The organism is Methylomonas sp. 2F7 (assembly GCF_057126975.1).
This window is the reverse complement of the sequence record NZ_CP195203.1, coordinates 3855134-3868536: the sequence shown is the minus strand read 5'-3', so window position 1 is coordinate 3868536 and position 13403 is coordinate 3855134. Positions and strand designations below refer to the sequence as shown.

Below are 13403 nucleotides of genomic sequence, written 5' to 3'. Positions count from 1 at the left end.
CCTACTCCAGGCCGGCCCGGCGCAAGCGGCGGCGCAATTCGTCGATCTCTTCCTGCATATCCGCCACCAGCGCGGCCAGCTCCGGTACCGCTTCGAAATTGCGTTCCAGGCTGACGATGCGTCGCACCCGCACCAGATGCGCACTGGAAAAACGCCATTCGCTTTGCTGCTGCGGTAGCGGGTTGAGTAAGCCTTCTTCAATATGCCGGGTAATCCATTCCGGCTCTACCGCGCAGATGGCCGCCAGCTGCTGCAATGTCAGGCCGCTGTCTTCCAGAACGGCGTGTATCAAGTTCTCGGCTGATGGCATGCTTTAACTCCTGTGTTGAGCGCGCGGATCGAAAGCCAGCTCGCGCGCCATGGTTTCATAAAGTGCTCGGGCTTTGGGCGAACTAGCTGGCGGCAATACCACCTGAATATCCAGCAGCAAATCGCCCGGCGTCGAGCTGGGAATGCCCTTGCCGCGCAGTCGCAGTTGTTGACCGCTTTGCGTGCCTTCCGGGATGCGCACTTTCAGGCCGGTATCGAATAAATTCACCGGCACCATCGCGCCCAGCGCCGCTTCCCAAGGTGTGACCGGCAGACTCATATGCAGGTTGCTGCCGTCCACCCGCAAACGCGGATGCGGATTGAAATGTACCTCCAGCAACAAATCGCCGGGTTTGCCGCTGCCCATGCCCGGCGCACCTTGGCCGGCTAGACGGATGATTTGGCCTTCGTAGACGCCCTTGGGGATTTTGACGTTCAAGGTGCGCGTATCCAAAACCACATGGCCGCCGGCATCCATGCGCGGTACCCGCAAGCTGATTTGCCGGGCGGCGCCGTTAAAAGCATCGGCTATATCCAGCAGCACTTTGGCGTGATGATCCTCGCCTTGGGCATGAAAGCCGGCTTGGCCCTCAAAGGGCCCGCCGCGAGCTCGGCCGGCGCCCATCTTGCCGAATAATTCGCTGAAAAAGTCGCCGAAATCGGCAGTATCGGTGCTGGAAAACTCGAAGCCGGCATCCCAGTTCGGCGGTGGATGAAACTCCTGGCCCGGTTGATAGCCGCGTCCCAATTGATCGTAAGCCGCGCGTTTTTCCGTGTCGGACAGCACGGCATAGGCTTCGTTGAGTTCCTTCATGCGCGCCTCGGCATTCGGTTCCTTCGAAACATCGGGATGATACTTGCGGGCCAGCTTGCGGTAAGCTTTTTTGATGTCTGCCAGCACCGCATCGCGACTCACGCCGAGAATTTGATAATAATCTTTATATTGCACGCAATGGCTCCTGTTGATGCTGTGACGAGGGCTTGGGCGTTATGGTTGTCTATGACTTATAGCGGATAGCCGGGCCTCCGACAACTTATAAAACAAGGTTTAGCAACATCGAACGATATAGGGTTTGAGTTGCCGCAGATCAAGGTTTAATTTGCGGCATTACTGTTCAGGCGGTTGCGAAAAAGGCCCTCTTGAAATAATTGATTTAAAACCTATATAGCTGACAATTATTTTATCGATTTGATAAGATACAACTTCTTGGGGGCGACATGGCTTCGACGTGGGTAGCAAAACCTCAGGTGCATGCCGAGCACAGTACAGCTCGTAAAACCTACTGAAAACAAGTATTCGCAAACGACGAAAACTACTCAGTGGCCTTAGCAGCTTAAAACCTGCACCACTTCTCTGACCAGATGTACTTATGCGTCTGGAGTCTCCTTCGGGGGGCGCTCAGGGATCATATTACATAAGCTCGCGCCAAGGCTTAGTTCGGAGCCCGAAGCGCTAAATCCAATCGAAATCGCTGTTGATCCTCTTGGCCCGACGGGTAGTCAACAGTTAAATTAAAAGCGCGGGATAAGCATGTAGAGCTTGTGGCGGAGTGCTTGCGGACGCGGGTTCAATTCCCGCCGCCTCCACCAAGAATGAGTATTAAAAGTCCTAAGATGTACCGAACCCTGCGAGTTTCAAGACTTCGCGGGGTTTTTTATGTCTGGTAAAGTCTACTAAAATCACAGTACCCGTTCGTTTACCTGAGTATATGGCTGAAAGTCTTGCAAATGCTGTTGAAGGAGCAATAAACCATGCGGTTATCACAATCTCAAGCCCAAACAATACGTGAAAGTGTCTTAAGCAACTTCGGTGAAGATGCCCATGTCTGGTTGTTCGGCTCAAGAGTACGGGATGACGAAAAAGGTGGCGACATCGATCTTTATATTGAGGTCCAAATGCAATCGGCAGCGGACTTAATCAACAGTAAATTGAAGTTTCTACGTGATTTACACAAAAGGCTCGGGGATCAAAAAATCGACGTCGTGTTGCGTAAGACCAATGGCTCGGTTGACTTACCTATTTATCAAATTGCCAAGCAGACCGGGATTCAGTTGCAATGATTACAGCCATACAAGAGATCCTAAAAATCTGTGACCGTCATGCCGATAGGTTGCGTTGGGCTGTAAGTCAACTGCAATGCCATGCCCCATTTGACGAACAAGGCTTAAGTCGTTTAACCGATACTGAGATTGCCGTTTTGGATCAGTTTTCCTTGCGATTTGGGAAATTGCAGGATGCAATGGGCGCCAAGTTGTTCCCGGCGGTGTTGGAGCTGACAAAAGAACCGGGTGAGTTAAAAGCATTTATAGACAAGTTGAATCGCCTTGAAAAAATAGGTGCGATTCCATCGGCAGATGATTGGTTGCTGCTGCGTGAAGTCAGAAACACCTTTGCACACGATTACCCTGATGATCCTGAACTCAAAGCAGAAATCATCAACAAGGCGCTTGATCTAACAGCTTCCCTTCTTGATGTGTTGGATGCCGTAAAACGTTTTGTCCAACCTTATTTGTAGTGATTGGTAAACACCGATAAATCCCACTAGACGCCAGAATCAATTTAAAAAGCCTAATGCCCATGGTCAATGATGACGAACAACAGTTTTTAAACAACCTCGATAAAAAACTCTGGACCAGCGCCGACAAGCTGCGCTCCACCCTGGATGCCTCGCAATACAAACACACTGTGCTCGGGTTAATTTTTTTAAAATACGTCAGCGACTCGTTTGACATTCGGCGTCAAGAGCTTACCGATCAATTTAAAAACCCGGACCACGAATACTACCTGGACCCTACTGACTTTGGCGGCGAGGACAGCGCCGACTACCAAGCCGAAATCAACGCCGAACTGGAACAACGCGACTACTACGCCGAAACCAATGTATTTTGGGTGCCGAAAATGGCGCGTTGGGAGTTTTTGCAAAACCAGAACAAAGTCGTCATTAACAGCGTCATCTGGCTAACTAAAGCCGGTGACGTGCTGACCCAAGCGCCGGAAGATGACACCGAAAAACGCCTTTGCACCCGCATCAGCTCCGTCGGGCAATTGATCGACCATGCCCTGGAAGCCATTGAACAAGACAATGCCAAACTCAAAGGCATCCTCAACAAACGCTATACCAGCCTGCAAATCGACCCCGCCAAACTGGGTGAACTGATCGACTTAATCGCCACCATCCCGTTTAAACACGCCAGCCTCAGCAGTAAAGACATTCTCGGCCATGTTTACGAATACTTTCTCGGCCAATTTGCCTTGGCCGAAGGCAAGAAAGGCGGCCAGTTTTACACGCCCAAATCCATCGTCAGCCTGATTGTGCAAATGCTGGAACCCTTCAAAGGCCGCGTCTACGACCCGGCGATGGGCAGCGGCGGTTTTTTTGTGCAATCGGAAAACTTTATCCGCGAGCATCAAGGCCGCATTGGCGATGTGTCGATTTACGGCCAGGAATACAACCACACCACTTGGCAGTTGGCCGCCATGAACATGGTGATACGTGGCATTGATTTTAACTTTGGCAAAGAACCCGCCAACACCTACACCAACGACCAGCACCCGGATTTACGCGCCGACTTTGTGATGGCCAACCCACCGTTCAATATGCGCGAGTGGGATACCGGCGTCAGTGACGACGACCCGCGCTGGGTGTACGGCAAACCACCCAGCGGCAACGCCAACTTTGCCTGGTTACAACACATGCTGTATCACTTGGCGCCCAACGGCAGTATGGGTTTGTTGCTGGCCAACGGCTCCATGAGCTCCAACACCAACAACGAAGGCGAAATCCGCAAAGCGCTGATCGAAAACGACTTGGTGGAATGTATGGTCGCCTTGCCCGGCCAATTGTTCACCAACACCCAAATCCCCGCTTGTATCTGGTTTTTAACCAAAAACAAAGGCCCGCGTACCTCCGCCAGTGGCAAAGCCTTACGCGACCGCAAAGGCGAAATCCTGTTTATCGATGCCCGTAATCTGGGTTACATGAAAGACCGCGTATTGCGCGACTTTAGCCAAGCCGATTTAAACAAAATCACCCAAACGTACCACCTATGGCAAACCAACCGCCCTCTCCCTCAGGGAGAGGGCCGGGGTGAGGGTGAATGCTATCAAGACCAAGCCGGCTTTTGCAAAAGTGTTACCTTGGCTGAAATACAAAAACACGGTTATGTACTCACCCCTGGCCGTTATGTCGGTGCAGCAGACGCTGTGGATGATGGCGAAGCCTTTGCAGAAAAAATGGCGCGGTTGACGGCACAGCTCAAATTCCAGTTTGAACGAAGCAAAAAGCTAGAAGTGGAGATTAAAAAGAACTTGGCGGATCTAGGTTACGATGACTGAATTTGTACAAACTAAAACTGGTGGTCGAGAAGCAACTCAGGGTGTGATACCTGGTAGGTTCGCATTGTCAGTAGGTAAGCCAGATTTGCCTAAGCCAGATGGTTGGGAATGGGTTAAGTTAACAGACGTTGCACGTTTAGAGACGGGCCATACACCTAGCAGAAAACACGCAGACTATTGGGATGGTGATATTCCATGGGTTGGCATAAAGGATGCCACAAGCAATCACGGACGTGTAATACATGATACCTACCAGCATGTGACTCAAAAAGGCATTGATAATTCCTCTGCGAGAATACTTCCGGCTAATACAGTTTGTTTGTCACGCACGGCATCAGTTGGATATGTCATAGTAATAAAGAAACCTATGGCAACCAGTCAGGATTTTGTAAACTGGGTTTGTTCTGAAAAGATTGATTATAGATATTTAGCTGCAATTCTTTTTGCAGAAAACTCTAGTTTTTCGCTCTTTTCAAGAGGAACAACGCATCAAACAATTTATTTTCCTGAAGCGAAAGCTTTTCATGTGCTTTTACCACCTATAGAACAACAAAATAAAATAGCTGATGTTATTTGGTCACTAAACGACAAAATCGAACTCAACCGACAAATCAATCAAACCCTAGAACAAATCGCCCAAGCCATTTTTAAAAGCTGGTTTGTCGATTTCGAGCCGGTGAAAGCCAAAATGGCCGCCAAACAAACAGGCGCAAGTGCCGAGCAGATTGAACAAGCCGGTGTCTGCGCCATCAGCGGCAAAACCCCAGAACAACTCGCCCAACTCGATCCACAAACCCTGCAACAACTTAAAACCACCGCCGCCTTATTCCCCGATGCCTTGGTGGATTCTGAGTTGGGGGAAATGCCGGAGGGGTGGGAAGTAAAAACTCTAGAAAAACTATCTTCAACTATAGCAATGGGTCCTTTCGGGTCAAACATAAAGGTAGAAACTTTCGTTGATGAAGGTGTCCCGATTATCAATGGTCAACAACTTAAAGGCACTATGTTAGAGGACGGAGATAACAAGTTTTTAACTTATGAGCACGCTGATAAACTAATTAAATCTAATGTTTATAGAGGAGATATTGTAATTACGCATCGCGGCACATTAGGTCAGGTAAGTATTATTCCTGAAGGGTCAAAATATGAGCGCTATATTGTTTCTCAAAGCCAATGTTACATAAGGCCAGATAGAGAAGTTGTTTCTCCATTATTCATGATTTATTATTTTAAATCTGATGTAGGGCAACATGAATTATTAGCGCACAAATCTCAAGTTGGTGTGCCTTCCATTGCAATGCCTGTCACAAACTTACGAAAGATTAAGTTATTAGCGCCAAGTAAGGTGGTTTCGGACAAGTTTCAATATATTGTTGCTGACTTGCAAAGAAATATGTCAATAAACATAGATGTAATATATTCGTTGCAAGAGCTAAGAGATACATTATTACCGAAGCTACTTTCAGGTGAGCTCCCCGTTAATCCAGAATCACCCTCCTTACAGGAGGCGATATGAGTCAACTATTTAATGTCTATTGCGACGAGTCCTGTCATTTAGAAGGCGATAATATCCCCGTCATGGTTTTAGGGGCGGTGTGGTGTCCGCAAGCTATCAGCGGAAAAATCGCACGAGATATTCGGGCAATACAGGTTAAGCATGGTTTAAAGGCAGACTTTGAGATTAAGTGGACAAAAATATCTCTTGGTAAGCAGGCTTTTTATTGCGAAATAGTTGATTACTTTTTTAGCCATCCCGACCTGCATTTTCGTGGCCTGGTAGTACCCGATAAATCAAAACTGAAACATGGCGAGTTTGCTCAAGACCATAATCTGTTTTATTACAAAATGTTTTTTTATGTGTTGCGCAACATTTTAGAAAACGGCAATTGCTACCATATTTATTTGGATATTAAAGATACGTTAGGGCGTGAAAAAATTGATGACTTGAAGAAAGTATTACATAACGCCCACTATGATTTTGATCGTAAAGCGATTGAAAATATTCAACATGTTCGCTCGTATGAAATGGCGCAGTTGCAGTTAACCGACCTGTTTATTGGCGCATTGGCTTATGTGCATCGCGGATTAAATACTAATGCAGGCAAGCTGACGGTCATCGACCGTATAAAACAACGTTCTGGTAAAAGTTTGATTTACAGTACCTTGCCATCCGAAAGGAAATTCAATGTTTTTGTGTGGGAGGCAAGCTAATGGCAATGGATTTGCCAGATTTGGTTCTCTTTTGCGGAGACTGGCAAGCTTACGAAGATAGGGTTTATTCTGTATATTTTGAGACGATCATTCAGAGCAATTTACGTTTTAATAATTTACCCGTGCGCCCCCGTTACACACCTGAAACCAAGGGTAAACACTTTGGCTTTTGGCATATGGTGCAAGAGGGTGATGTTGAGGAAGAAAGGACGCCTGACTTACGGCGGTGTGAACGGATAGGCTGGGTCAGTTGGGTAATAGAAAATTGTATTGAGAATTCAGAAATCAGTTGGTGGGTGGAGAAAAGAGATAACCAGAATGAGATTGTGATTTGGATTGAGGCAGAGCAATACGTTGTCGTGTTGTCTGAACGTAGGGATTATTGGCTGCTTAAAACATCTTATCTTGCGACAAAAAGTGGAAAAATAAAGCAGTTAGAGAGGAATCGAGCTAAATATGCAAAGCCCAGAAAAAACTAGACCCGACACATGTTGCCATGAATCGGGCCCGAACGTTCTGTTCACACATGGTGAATGAAGCGGAGCAATTATTGCATGTGTACCATTATTTACAAGTAAAACTTTCGAACACTTTGATTCTTTCTGATCGCAGAAAACCAACTATGGCAGGATTATTTTTTGTCCTTAATCGGCAATTGGACGGTACTTTGACCAGCAATTGGACGGACTAAAGGCTAGGTAAAACAAGGTTTTATAAATTTACCCATCCATGAAAGCTGTTATTTCGTTGCAAATACAAGTGGAGTCATGCTTTATGGATAGGGTTCTGATAATTAACGATTATTTTATTTCATCGCAAATCGAAGTAGGTTACAAATGATCACGGAAGACCAACTGGAACAGCTTTGCCTCGATTGGTTTACAGACATTGGCTATCACTATGTGAATGGCTATGACATTGCGCCCGATGCTGAGCATCCAGAACGTGTCGATTACCGCCAAGTAGTGTTATTTGACCGTTTACTGAGCCAACTGCAAAAAATCAACCCGCATATCCCCTTTGATGTTTTAGAACGCGTCTCCCAGCAAATCGCCAAACCGGAATCCCCGGTGTTAATCAAAAGCAACCATGTGTTTCATCGCCTGTTATTAGAGGGCGTGAAGGTGGATTTTAAAATCGACGGCGAGGAGAAAACCGATTACGTGGCCTTGCTGGATTTTGCTACGGTCAGCAATAACCAGTTTCTGGTGGTGAATCAATACACGATTGCCGGCAGCAAAGGCCATCGTCGCCCGGATGTGTTGGTGTTTGTGAACGGCTTGCCGTTGGCGGTGCTGGAGCTGAAAAATCCGGTAGACCTTAACGCCGATATTTGGGCGGCGTATCAGCAGTTGCAAACTTATAAGGATGAAATTAGCGATTTATTCATCTTTAACGCGGCACTGGTCGTTAGCGATGGTTTGCATGCGCGGGTGGGTTCGCTGACCGCCAATAAAGAGCGCTTTTTGCCGTGGCGCACTCTGACAAATGAAGACGACAAGCCGCTGTTTGAATACCGTTTGGAAACCTTGGTGAAGGGCTTTTTTCAGCCGGCATTATTTTTAGATTATCTGCATTACTTTATTTTGTTTGAGCAGGACGACGGCCAGCTGATTAAAAAGATTGCCGGATATCATCAGTTTCATGCGGTGCGCGAGGCGGTAAAAGCCACGGTCATTGCTACGCAACAGATAGACGACCGTTCTGCCGAACCCCGCGCCGATTATGCCCAGCGTGTGGTGCCGGGTTCTGGGAAAGCGGGGGTGGTGTGGCATACCCAGGGTTCGGGCAAGTCGATTTCGATGGTGTGTTATGCCAGTAAGTTATTGGCGCAACCGGAGATGAATAATCCCACCATCGTGGTGGTGACCGATAGAAACGATCTGGACGGCCAGCTGTTTAATACCTTTAGCATGGCAGTCGAAACGTTGAAACAAACCCCGGTGCAGGCCGGTGACCGTGATGATTTGCGCGAGATGTTGGCCGCACGCCAAGCGGGTGGGATTATTTTTACCACCATCCAAAAGTTTGCCTTGCTGGCCGATGAAACCAGTCATCCGGTATTAAGCAATCGCCACAATATCGTGGTGATTAGCGATGAAGCACACCGCAGCCAGTATGGCGATAAAGCCAAGTTAAATGCCAAAGGCCAATATACCTTTGGATATTCCAAGCATTTGCGCGATGCCTTGCCCAGCGCCAGTTTTATTGGCTTTACCGGTACGCCGATTGCCGCGCAAGATAAAGACACCCGCGCGGTGTTTGGCGAGTATGTCTCTATCTACGATATTCAAGATGCGGTGGATGATGGCGCGACGGTGCCGATTTATTATGAATCGCGTCTGGCTAAGCTGGATATTAACTCGACAGACATTGAGGCTTTGAATGCTGACGTGGATGAGGTGATCGAAGATGAAGAAGACATCGCCAGCCGCGAAAATACCAAATCTAAATGGGCGGCCTTGGAAAAGCTGGTGGGCAGTGCGCCGCGTGTGGAACAGGTGGCTAAGGATTTGGTGAGTCATTTTGCAACCCGCATTGCCAGCATGCCAGGCAAAGCCATGATCGTGTGCATGAGCCGGGATATTTGTGTGGAGCTGTATAACGCCATTGTGGCGCTTAAGCCCGAATGGCACGATGCCGACCCCAACAAGGGCACGATTAAAATTGTCATGACCGGTTCGGCTTCTGATCATGCCAAGCTACAGCCGCATATTTACAGCAAAACCACCAAAAAGCTGTTTGAAAAACGTTTTAAAGACGCGAGCGACCCGCTGCAATTGGTGATTGTGCGCGATATGTGGCTGACGGGTTTTGATGCGCCGTGTTGTCATACCATGTACATCGACAAGCCGATGAAAGGCCACAACCTGATGCAAGCCATTGCACGGGTGAACCGGGTGTTTAAAGACAAGCCCGGTGGCTTGGTGGTGGACTATATCGGCATTGCCAGTGAGTTAAAGCAAGCATTAAAAACCTACACCGATTCCAAAGGCAAAGGCGCGCCCACGTTGGATACGCACGAGGCCTATGCACTGCTACTCGAAAAGCTGGATATTGTGCATGGCATGATGCAGGGCTTTGATTACAGTGCCTTTGCCACCCAGGCTTTGCATTTATTGCCGGGGGCGATGAATCATATTTTGAGTTTGCAAGGCAGTAATGGTGAGTTAGACGGTAAAAAGCGTTTTTTCGAGGTAATGACCTTATTAGTCAAAGCGTATAGCTTATGTAGCACGCTGGATGAAGTCGCCCCGCTTAAAATGGAAATTGCCTTTTTAAGCGCGGTGAAAGCCTCGTTAACTAAAAACACCACAGTGGATAAACGCTTAAGTGATGAAGAGAAAAACTCGGCGCTAAAGCAGATCATTGATAACGCGATTGTCGCCGAAGGCGTTGATGATATTTTTAGCTTGGTGGGTTTGGACAAGCCCAATATTGGCTTGCTGTCGCCAGAATTTATGGATGATGTCGCCCAACTGAAGGAAAAAAATCTGGCGGTGGATTTGCTGGAACGTTTGCTGCGCGATGAAGTGAACGCGCGGATGAAAACCGATGTAGTATCCGAGAAAAAATACTCTGAGCGCATTCTGGAGTCTTTGCGCAAATACCACAACCGCGCCATCGAAACCGCTCAGGTAATTGAAGAGCTGATTGCGATTGCCAAAGACATGCAGGCGGATTGGGCGCAAGCGGAAAAACTGGGTTTAAATCCAGACGAAATAGCCTTTTACCGGGCCTTGATTCAAAATGAATCGGCCGTGCGTGAGTTGGGTGATAACAATCTACGCGAACTGGCGAAATATATTACCGAACAATTACGCAATAGCACGACGGTCGATTGGGCCAAACGCGATAGCGTGCGGGCCAGATTGCGGAATCTGGTCAGAAGGGCATTGCGACGTTGGAAGTATCCACCGGATAAAGCCGATGAAGCGGTTGAGTTGTGTTTAAAACAAGCTGAGGTACTCAGTGAGGCTTGGAGTGTGGGCTAATAAGCCACCGAATGGATTTCGGTACCTGGCCCTGGTCAATTCGCTGTCGATTTTGAGTCAACTTGGTGCGTATTTTTGTGAACTCCAACGGGAAGTTCGTCCTTTTGGTGCGTCGCGTCGCTATTTTGTTTAGGGGGCATTGAGCAATATTGCTGGCGAGAAAATTGCTGGCAAATCGGCATGTCTCAACTGAAGGCGCATCAAAATGTCCGTATTGCTGATTAACTCGTTTCTCGGTCGCTTCAAGCTAAAAAGTAAGTTTGCGCTGATATTTACGCTGATTGTTTTGGCCGGCGTGCTGACTTTGGTCATGCTCGTTGATGCGGGTCTGTCAATTTCCGGGTCACAATGGTTGGTGATAGTCTCCGCTAATCTGGCTTGGATAGTGGCGTTGTTAGCATTTTATTCTTCCCTTTCGGGTGCGATTGCGGCATTGATCGGCGCACACAGGCAGTTAGAGCTTGGCAACTTCAATATGCGTCTGCAGATTACCGGTCAGGATGAGCTGTCGCAGTTGTATAGCGGTTTTAACGAAACCGCCAAAGCGTTGGGCCGGCGCCTAGGCGATGTGCATGCGTCTATTCAAGAAGTGACCTATGCCGCCGACCAACTCAACCAGGGTGCCGGTTTCGTCGCCGAAAAACTCGATAACCAACGCGAAAGAACCACGATGATGGCGGCGGCCATTGAACAAATGTCAGCCAGTATTATGGGCGTGGCGGGGCAATGCCGGGACGCTGAAAAAATATCGTCGACCACGCAGCAGCTTTCCCAGCAAGGCCATCGCGCCATCGAAAGCTTTATTGCCGATATGAAGGCGTTGTTCGGCGAAATTCAGGACTTGGCTCAATTGATGCAAAATCTGGAATTGCATTCCCAGCAGGTCGCCAGTATCTCGGAAGTGATTAAAGCCATTTCCGATCAGACCAACCTTCTGGCTCTGAATGCGGCGATAGAAGCCGCACGAGCCGGGGAATACGGTCGCGGCTTTGCCGTGGTGGCCGACGAAGTTCGCTCGCTGGCGCAGCGGGTGCGGCAATCGGCCGAGGAAATAACCGGCACCACAGAAGCCGTCAGGGAAAAAATTTATCTGGCCGCGCAGTCCATCGCCGCCACTCGGGATCAAACGGAAAAAGGCATTGACAAAGCCTTTGAAGTTGAACAATCGCTGGCCGAGATTCGGCAGTATGCGGATCAAGCCTTAAATAATGTAACGATGATAGCAACCAGCGCCGAACAGCAAACCCAGGTAAGCCAGGAAATCGGCCGCAACATCGAGACGATTGCTCAAAGCGTTGAACAAAACAGCAACGCGGCCCAGGAATCAGCGGAAATAGCCAGGCATTTGGCTAAATTGGCGCAAATCGTCGCTCATTAACCAATTTAAAGGGGAATTAGACGTGCCCGATTACGTTTCTGTATTGTTTTTATTGGCGGCGGTGATCGCCAGTGCTGCTGCATTTATGTGCTACAAAAATCGCCAGACGCGCCTTGACCATCTACGTGGGCAATTGCATAGTCTGGAAATCACCGGCGCTTTGAAAAACCTATTGACGCAGATACAACAACATCGCGGCATGGTGAGCGCTTATTTGAACGGCGATCTGAGCTTTAAATACAAAATCACGGTCTTGCAATCCGACATTGATCGGCAGCTCGATCAACTCTCTGGGCAGTTCAAGCGGTCGCCGGAATCGTGTCAGTCGTTCGTTGACATTCGCGATGCCTGGAGCAAGCTACACCCTTCCGCGTTGCATCTGACCAAGGAAGTAAGTTTCGAACGGCACTGTGTATTGGCCGGTACTATTCTCAATTTGATAAGAGATATAGCGGAGCATAGCCAATTACATCAGGAAAGTATTTGTCCGTTCAGCTTTATAGAAATTCTATGGCATCTATTGCCGGATACCGCGGAGGCGATAGGTCAGGCACGCGCTATCGGCACCGGCGTGGCCGCGGCTGGCCGCTGTCGGATCACTGATAGGATCAAGCTGGGTTTTCTGATTACGCGTATCCGTCAGGCCATCGAACGGGTTGAAGCCGGCATAGGCAACGCCGATATATCCATGGTTGCCGATAACCGCTTTCAGCAGTCTTCGGCTGCGGTTCATGTGCACATTACCAGTTTAATTGGCCATATCGAACAAAAATTGCTGACTGTGGATAAGCCGGCGATCGATCCGGCGGCCTTCTTTGACACCGCCACGGGGACATTGAACAGTATTTTTGCTCTTTACGATCAGGGCGAAGTGATTACAAGCCATGCCTTGCAAAACCAACTGGCAAGTGCCAGACGTAGTAGCAATCAGTCTTTCGCTATCGTGTTGGTAAGCTTGGTTTTTTTACTGGCTTCGTTGGTTTTGAAGCATGAGGTTTCTTAATCAGCGAGACCAAGAACCTCGTTTTCGACGGAGGCAATTAAATTTTGAGGGATGCTGTAGTACTAAATGAGAGGCATCATTTCAAATTTGTTTGATTACATTAAACAGTCTACGCCCACTTTTTTAGGGAATAATTCCGGAAAGTCAGGATGTCAGCGCGATTGGCTAAGC

The 13403-nt window shown here is 48.3% G+C and carries 11 protein-coding genes and 1 other RNA gene; 10 read left to right on the top strand and 2 right to left on the bottom strand.

Going from position 1 to position 13403, the window contains the following annotated elements; genetic code table 11:
- Position 1: 1 nt before the first annotated feature.
- Complete coding sequence (locus ACR64Q_RS17405; protein WP_313732555.1) at positions 2-310, bottom strand: chaperone modulator CbpM; 309 nt, start codon at positions 308-310, stop codon at positions 2-4.
- A 3-nt stretch (positions 311-313) separates the two neighbouring features.
- On the bottom strand, positions 314-1258 hold the full coding sequence (locus ACR64Q_RS17400) for a DnaJ C-terminal domain-containing protein (protein ID WP_313732554.1): 945 nt from the start codon (positions 1256-1258) through the stop codon (positions 314-316).
- A 260-nt stretch (positions 1259-1518) separates the two neighbouring features.
- Here ACR64Q_RS17400 and ssrA point away from each other — a divergent pair.
- The 10 genes from ssrA to ACR64Q_RS17350 all read left to right on the top strand — a co-directional run bounded on the left by ssrA (position 1519) and on the right by ACR64Q_RS17350 (position 13232).
- Positions 1519-1899: a transfer-messenger RNA gene (gene ssrA, locus ACR64Q_RS17395) on the top strand.
- A 162-nt stretch (positions 1900-2061) separates the two neighbouring features.
- Positions 2062-2370 (top strand): nucleotidyltransferase domain-containing protein, encoded by a 309-nt coding sequence (locus ACR64Q_RS17390; RefSeq protein ID WP_313732553.1) that lies wholly within the window; start codon positions 2062-2064, stop codon positions 2368-2370.
- Complete coding sequence (locus tag ACR64Q_RS17385; RefSeq protein WP_313732552.1) at positions 2367-2825, top strand: hypothetical protein; 459 nt, start codon at positions 2367-2369, stop codon at positions 2823-2825. Before ACR64Q_RS17390 ends, ACR64Q_RS17385 begins: the two co-directional genes overlap by 4 nt.
- A 56-nt stretch (positions 2826-2881) precedes the next feature.
- Positions 2882-4645 carry a class I SAM-dependent DNA methyltransferase gene (locus ACR64Q_RS17380; RefSeq protein WP_313732551.1) on the top strand — a complete coding sequence of 588 codons (1764 nt, stop codon included), beginning with the start codon at positions 2882-2884 and terminating at the stop codon, positions 4643-4645.
- A complete protein-coding gene (locus tag ACR64Q_RS17375) occupies positions 4638-6161 on the top strand; it encodes a restriction endonuclease subunit S (protein ID WP_313732550.1) in 1524 nt (507 codons plus the stop codon). The genes ACR64Q_RS17380 and ACR64Q_RS17375 overlap by 8 nt, the downstream gene beginning before the upstream one ends.
- A complete protein-coding gene (locus ACR64Q_RS17370; RefSeq protein ID WP_313732549.1) occupies positions 6158-6856 on the top strand; it encodes a DUF3800 domain-containing protein in 699 nt (232 codons plus the stop codon). Before ACR64Q_RS17375 ends, ACR64Q_RS17370 begins: the two co-directional genes overlap by 4 nt.
- Entirely contained in the window at positions 6856-7335 is a 480-nt protein-coding gene (locus ACR64Q_RS17365; protein WP_313732548.1) for a hypothetical protein, read from the top strand. Before ACR64Q_RS17370 ends, ACR64Q_RS17365 begins: the two co-directional genes overlap by 1 nt.
- Positions 7336-7692: 357 nt before the next feature.
- Positions 7693-10851: an HsdR family type I site-specific deoxyribonuclease gene (locus tag ACR64Q_RS17360; RefSeq protein WP_313732547.1), complete on the top strand. Its 3159-nt coding sequence runs from the start codon at positions 7693-7695 to the stop codon at positions 10849-10851.
- A 205-nt stretch (positions 10852-11056) separates the two neighbouring features.
- The gene (locus ACR64Q_RS17355) at positions 11057-12229 is read left to right on the top strand and encodes a methyl-accepting chemotaxis protein (protein ID WP_313732546.1); all 1173 of its coding nucleotides are present in this window, start codon (positions 11057-11059) and stop codon (positions 12227-12229) included.
- A 22-nt stretch (positions 12230-12251) separates the two neighbouring features.
- Complete coding sequence (locus ACR64Q_RS17350; RefSeq protein ID WP_313732545.1) at positions 12252-13232, top strand: hypothetical protein; 981 nt, start codon at positions 12252-12254, stop codon at positions 13230-13232.
- The last annotated feature ends 171 nt before the right edge of the window (positions 13233-13403 follow it).

Coding starts and splice junctions, on each gene's coding strand:
- ACR64Q_RS17405 (WP_313732555.1), bottom strand. CDS start 310: ATGCCATCAGCCGAGAACTTGATACACGCCGTTCTGGAAGACAGCGGC.
- ACR64Q_RS17390 (WP_313732553.1), top strand. CDS start 2,062: ATGCGGTTATCACAATCTCAAGCCCAAACAATACGTGAAAGTGTCTTA.
- ACR64Q_RS17385 (WP_313732552.1), top strand. CDS start 2,367: ATGATTACAGCCATACAAGAGATCCTAAAAATCTGTGACCGTCATGCC.
- ACR64Q_RS17380 (WP_313732551.1), top strand. CDS start 2,882: ATGCCCATGGTCAATGATGACGAACAACAGTTTTTAAACAACCTCGAT.
- ACR64Q_RS17375 (WP_313732550.1), top strand. CDS start 4,638: ATGACTGAATTTGTACAAACTAAAACTGGTGGTCGAGAAGCAACTCAG.
- ACR64Q_RS17370 (WP_313732549.1), top strand. CDS start 6,158: ATGAGTCAACTATTTAATGTCTATTGCGACGAGTCCTGTCATTTAGAA.
- ACR64Q_RS17365 (WP_313732548.1), top strand. CDS start 6,856: ATGGCAATGGATTTGCCAGATTTGGTTCTCTTTTGCGGAGACTGGCAA.
- ACR64Q_RS17360 (WP_313732547.1), top strand. CDS start 7,693: ATGATCACGGAAGACCAACTGGAACAGCTTTGCCTCGATTGGTTTACA.
- ACR64Q_RS17355 (WP_313732546.1), top strand. CDS start 11,057: ATGTCCGTATTGCTGATTAACTCGTTTCTCGGTCGCTTCAAGCTAAAA.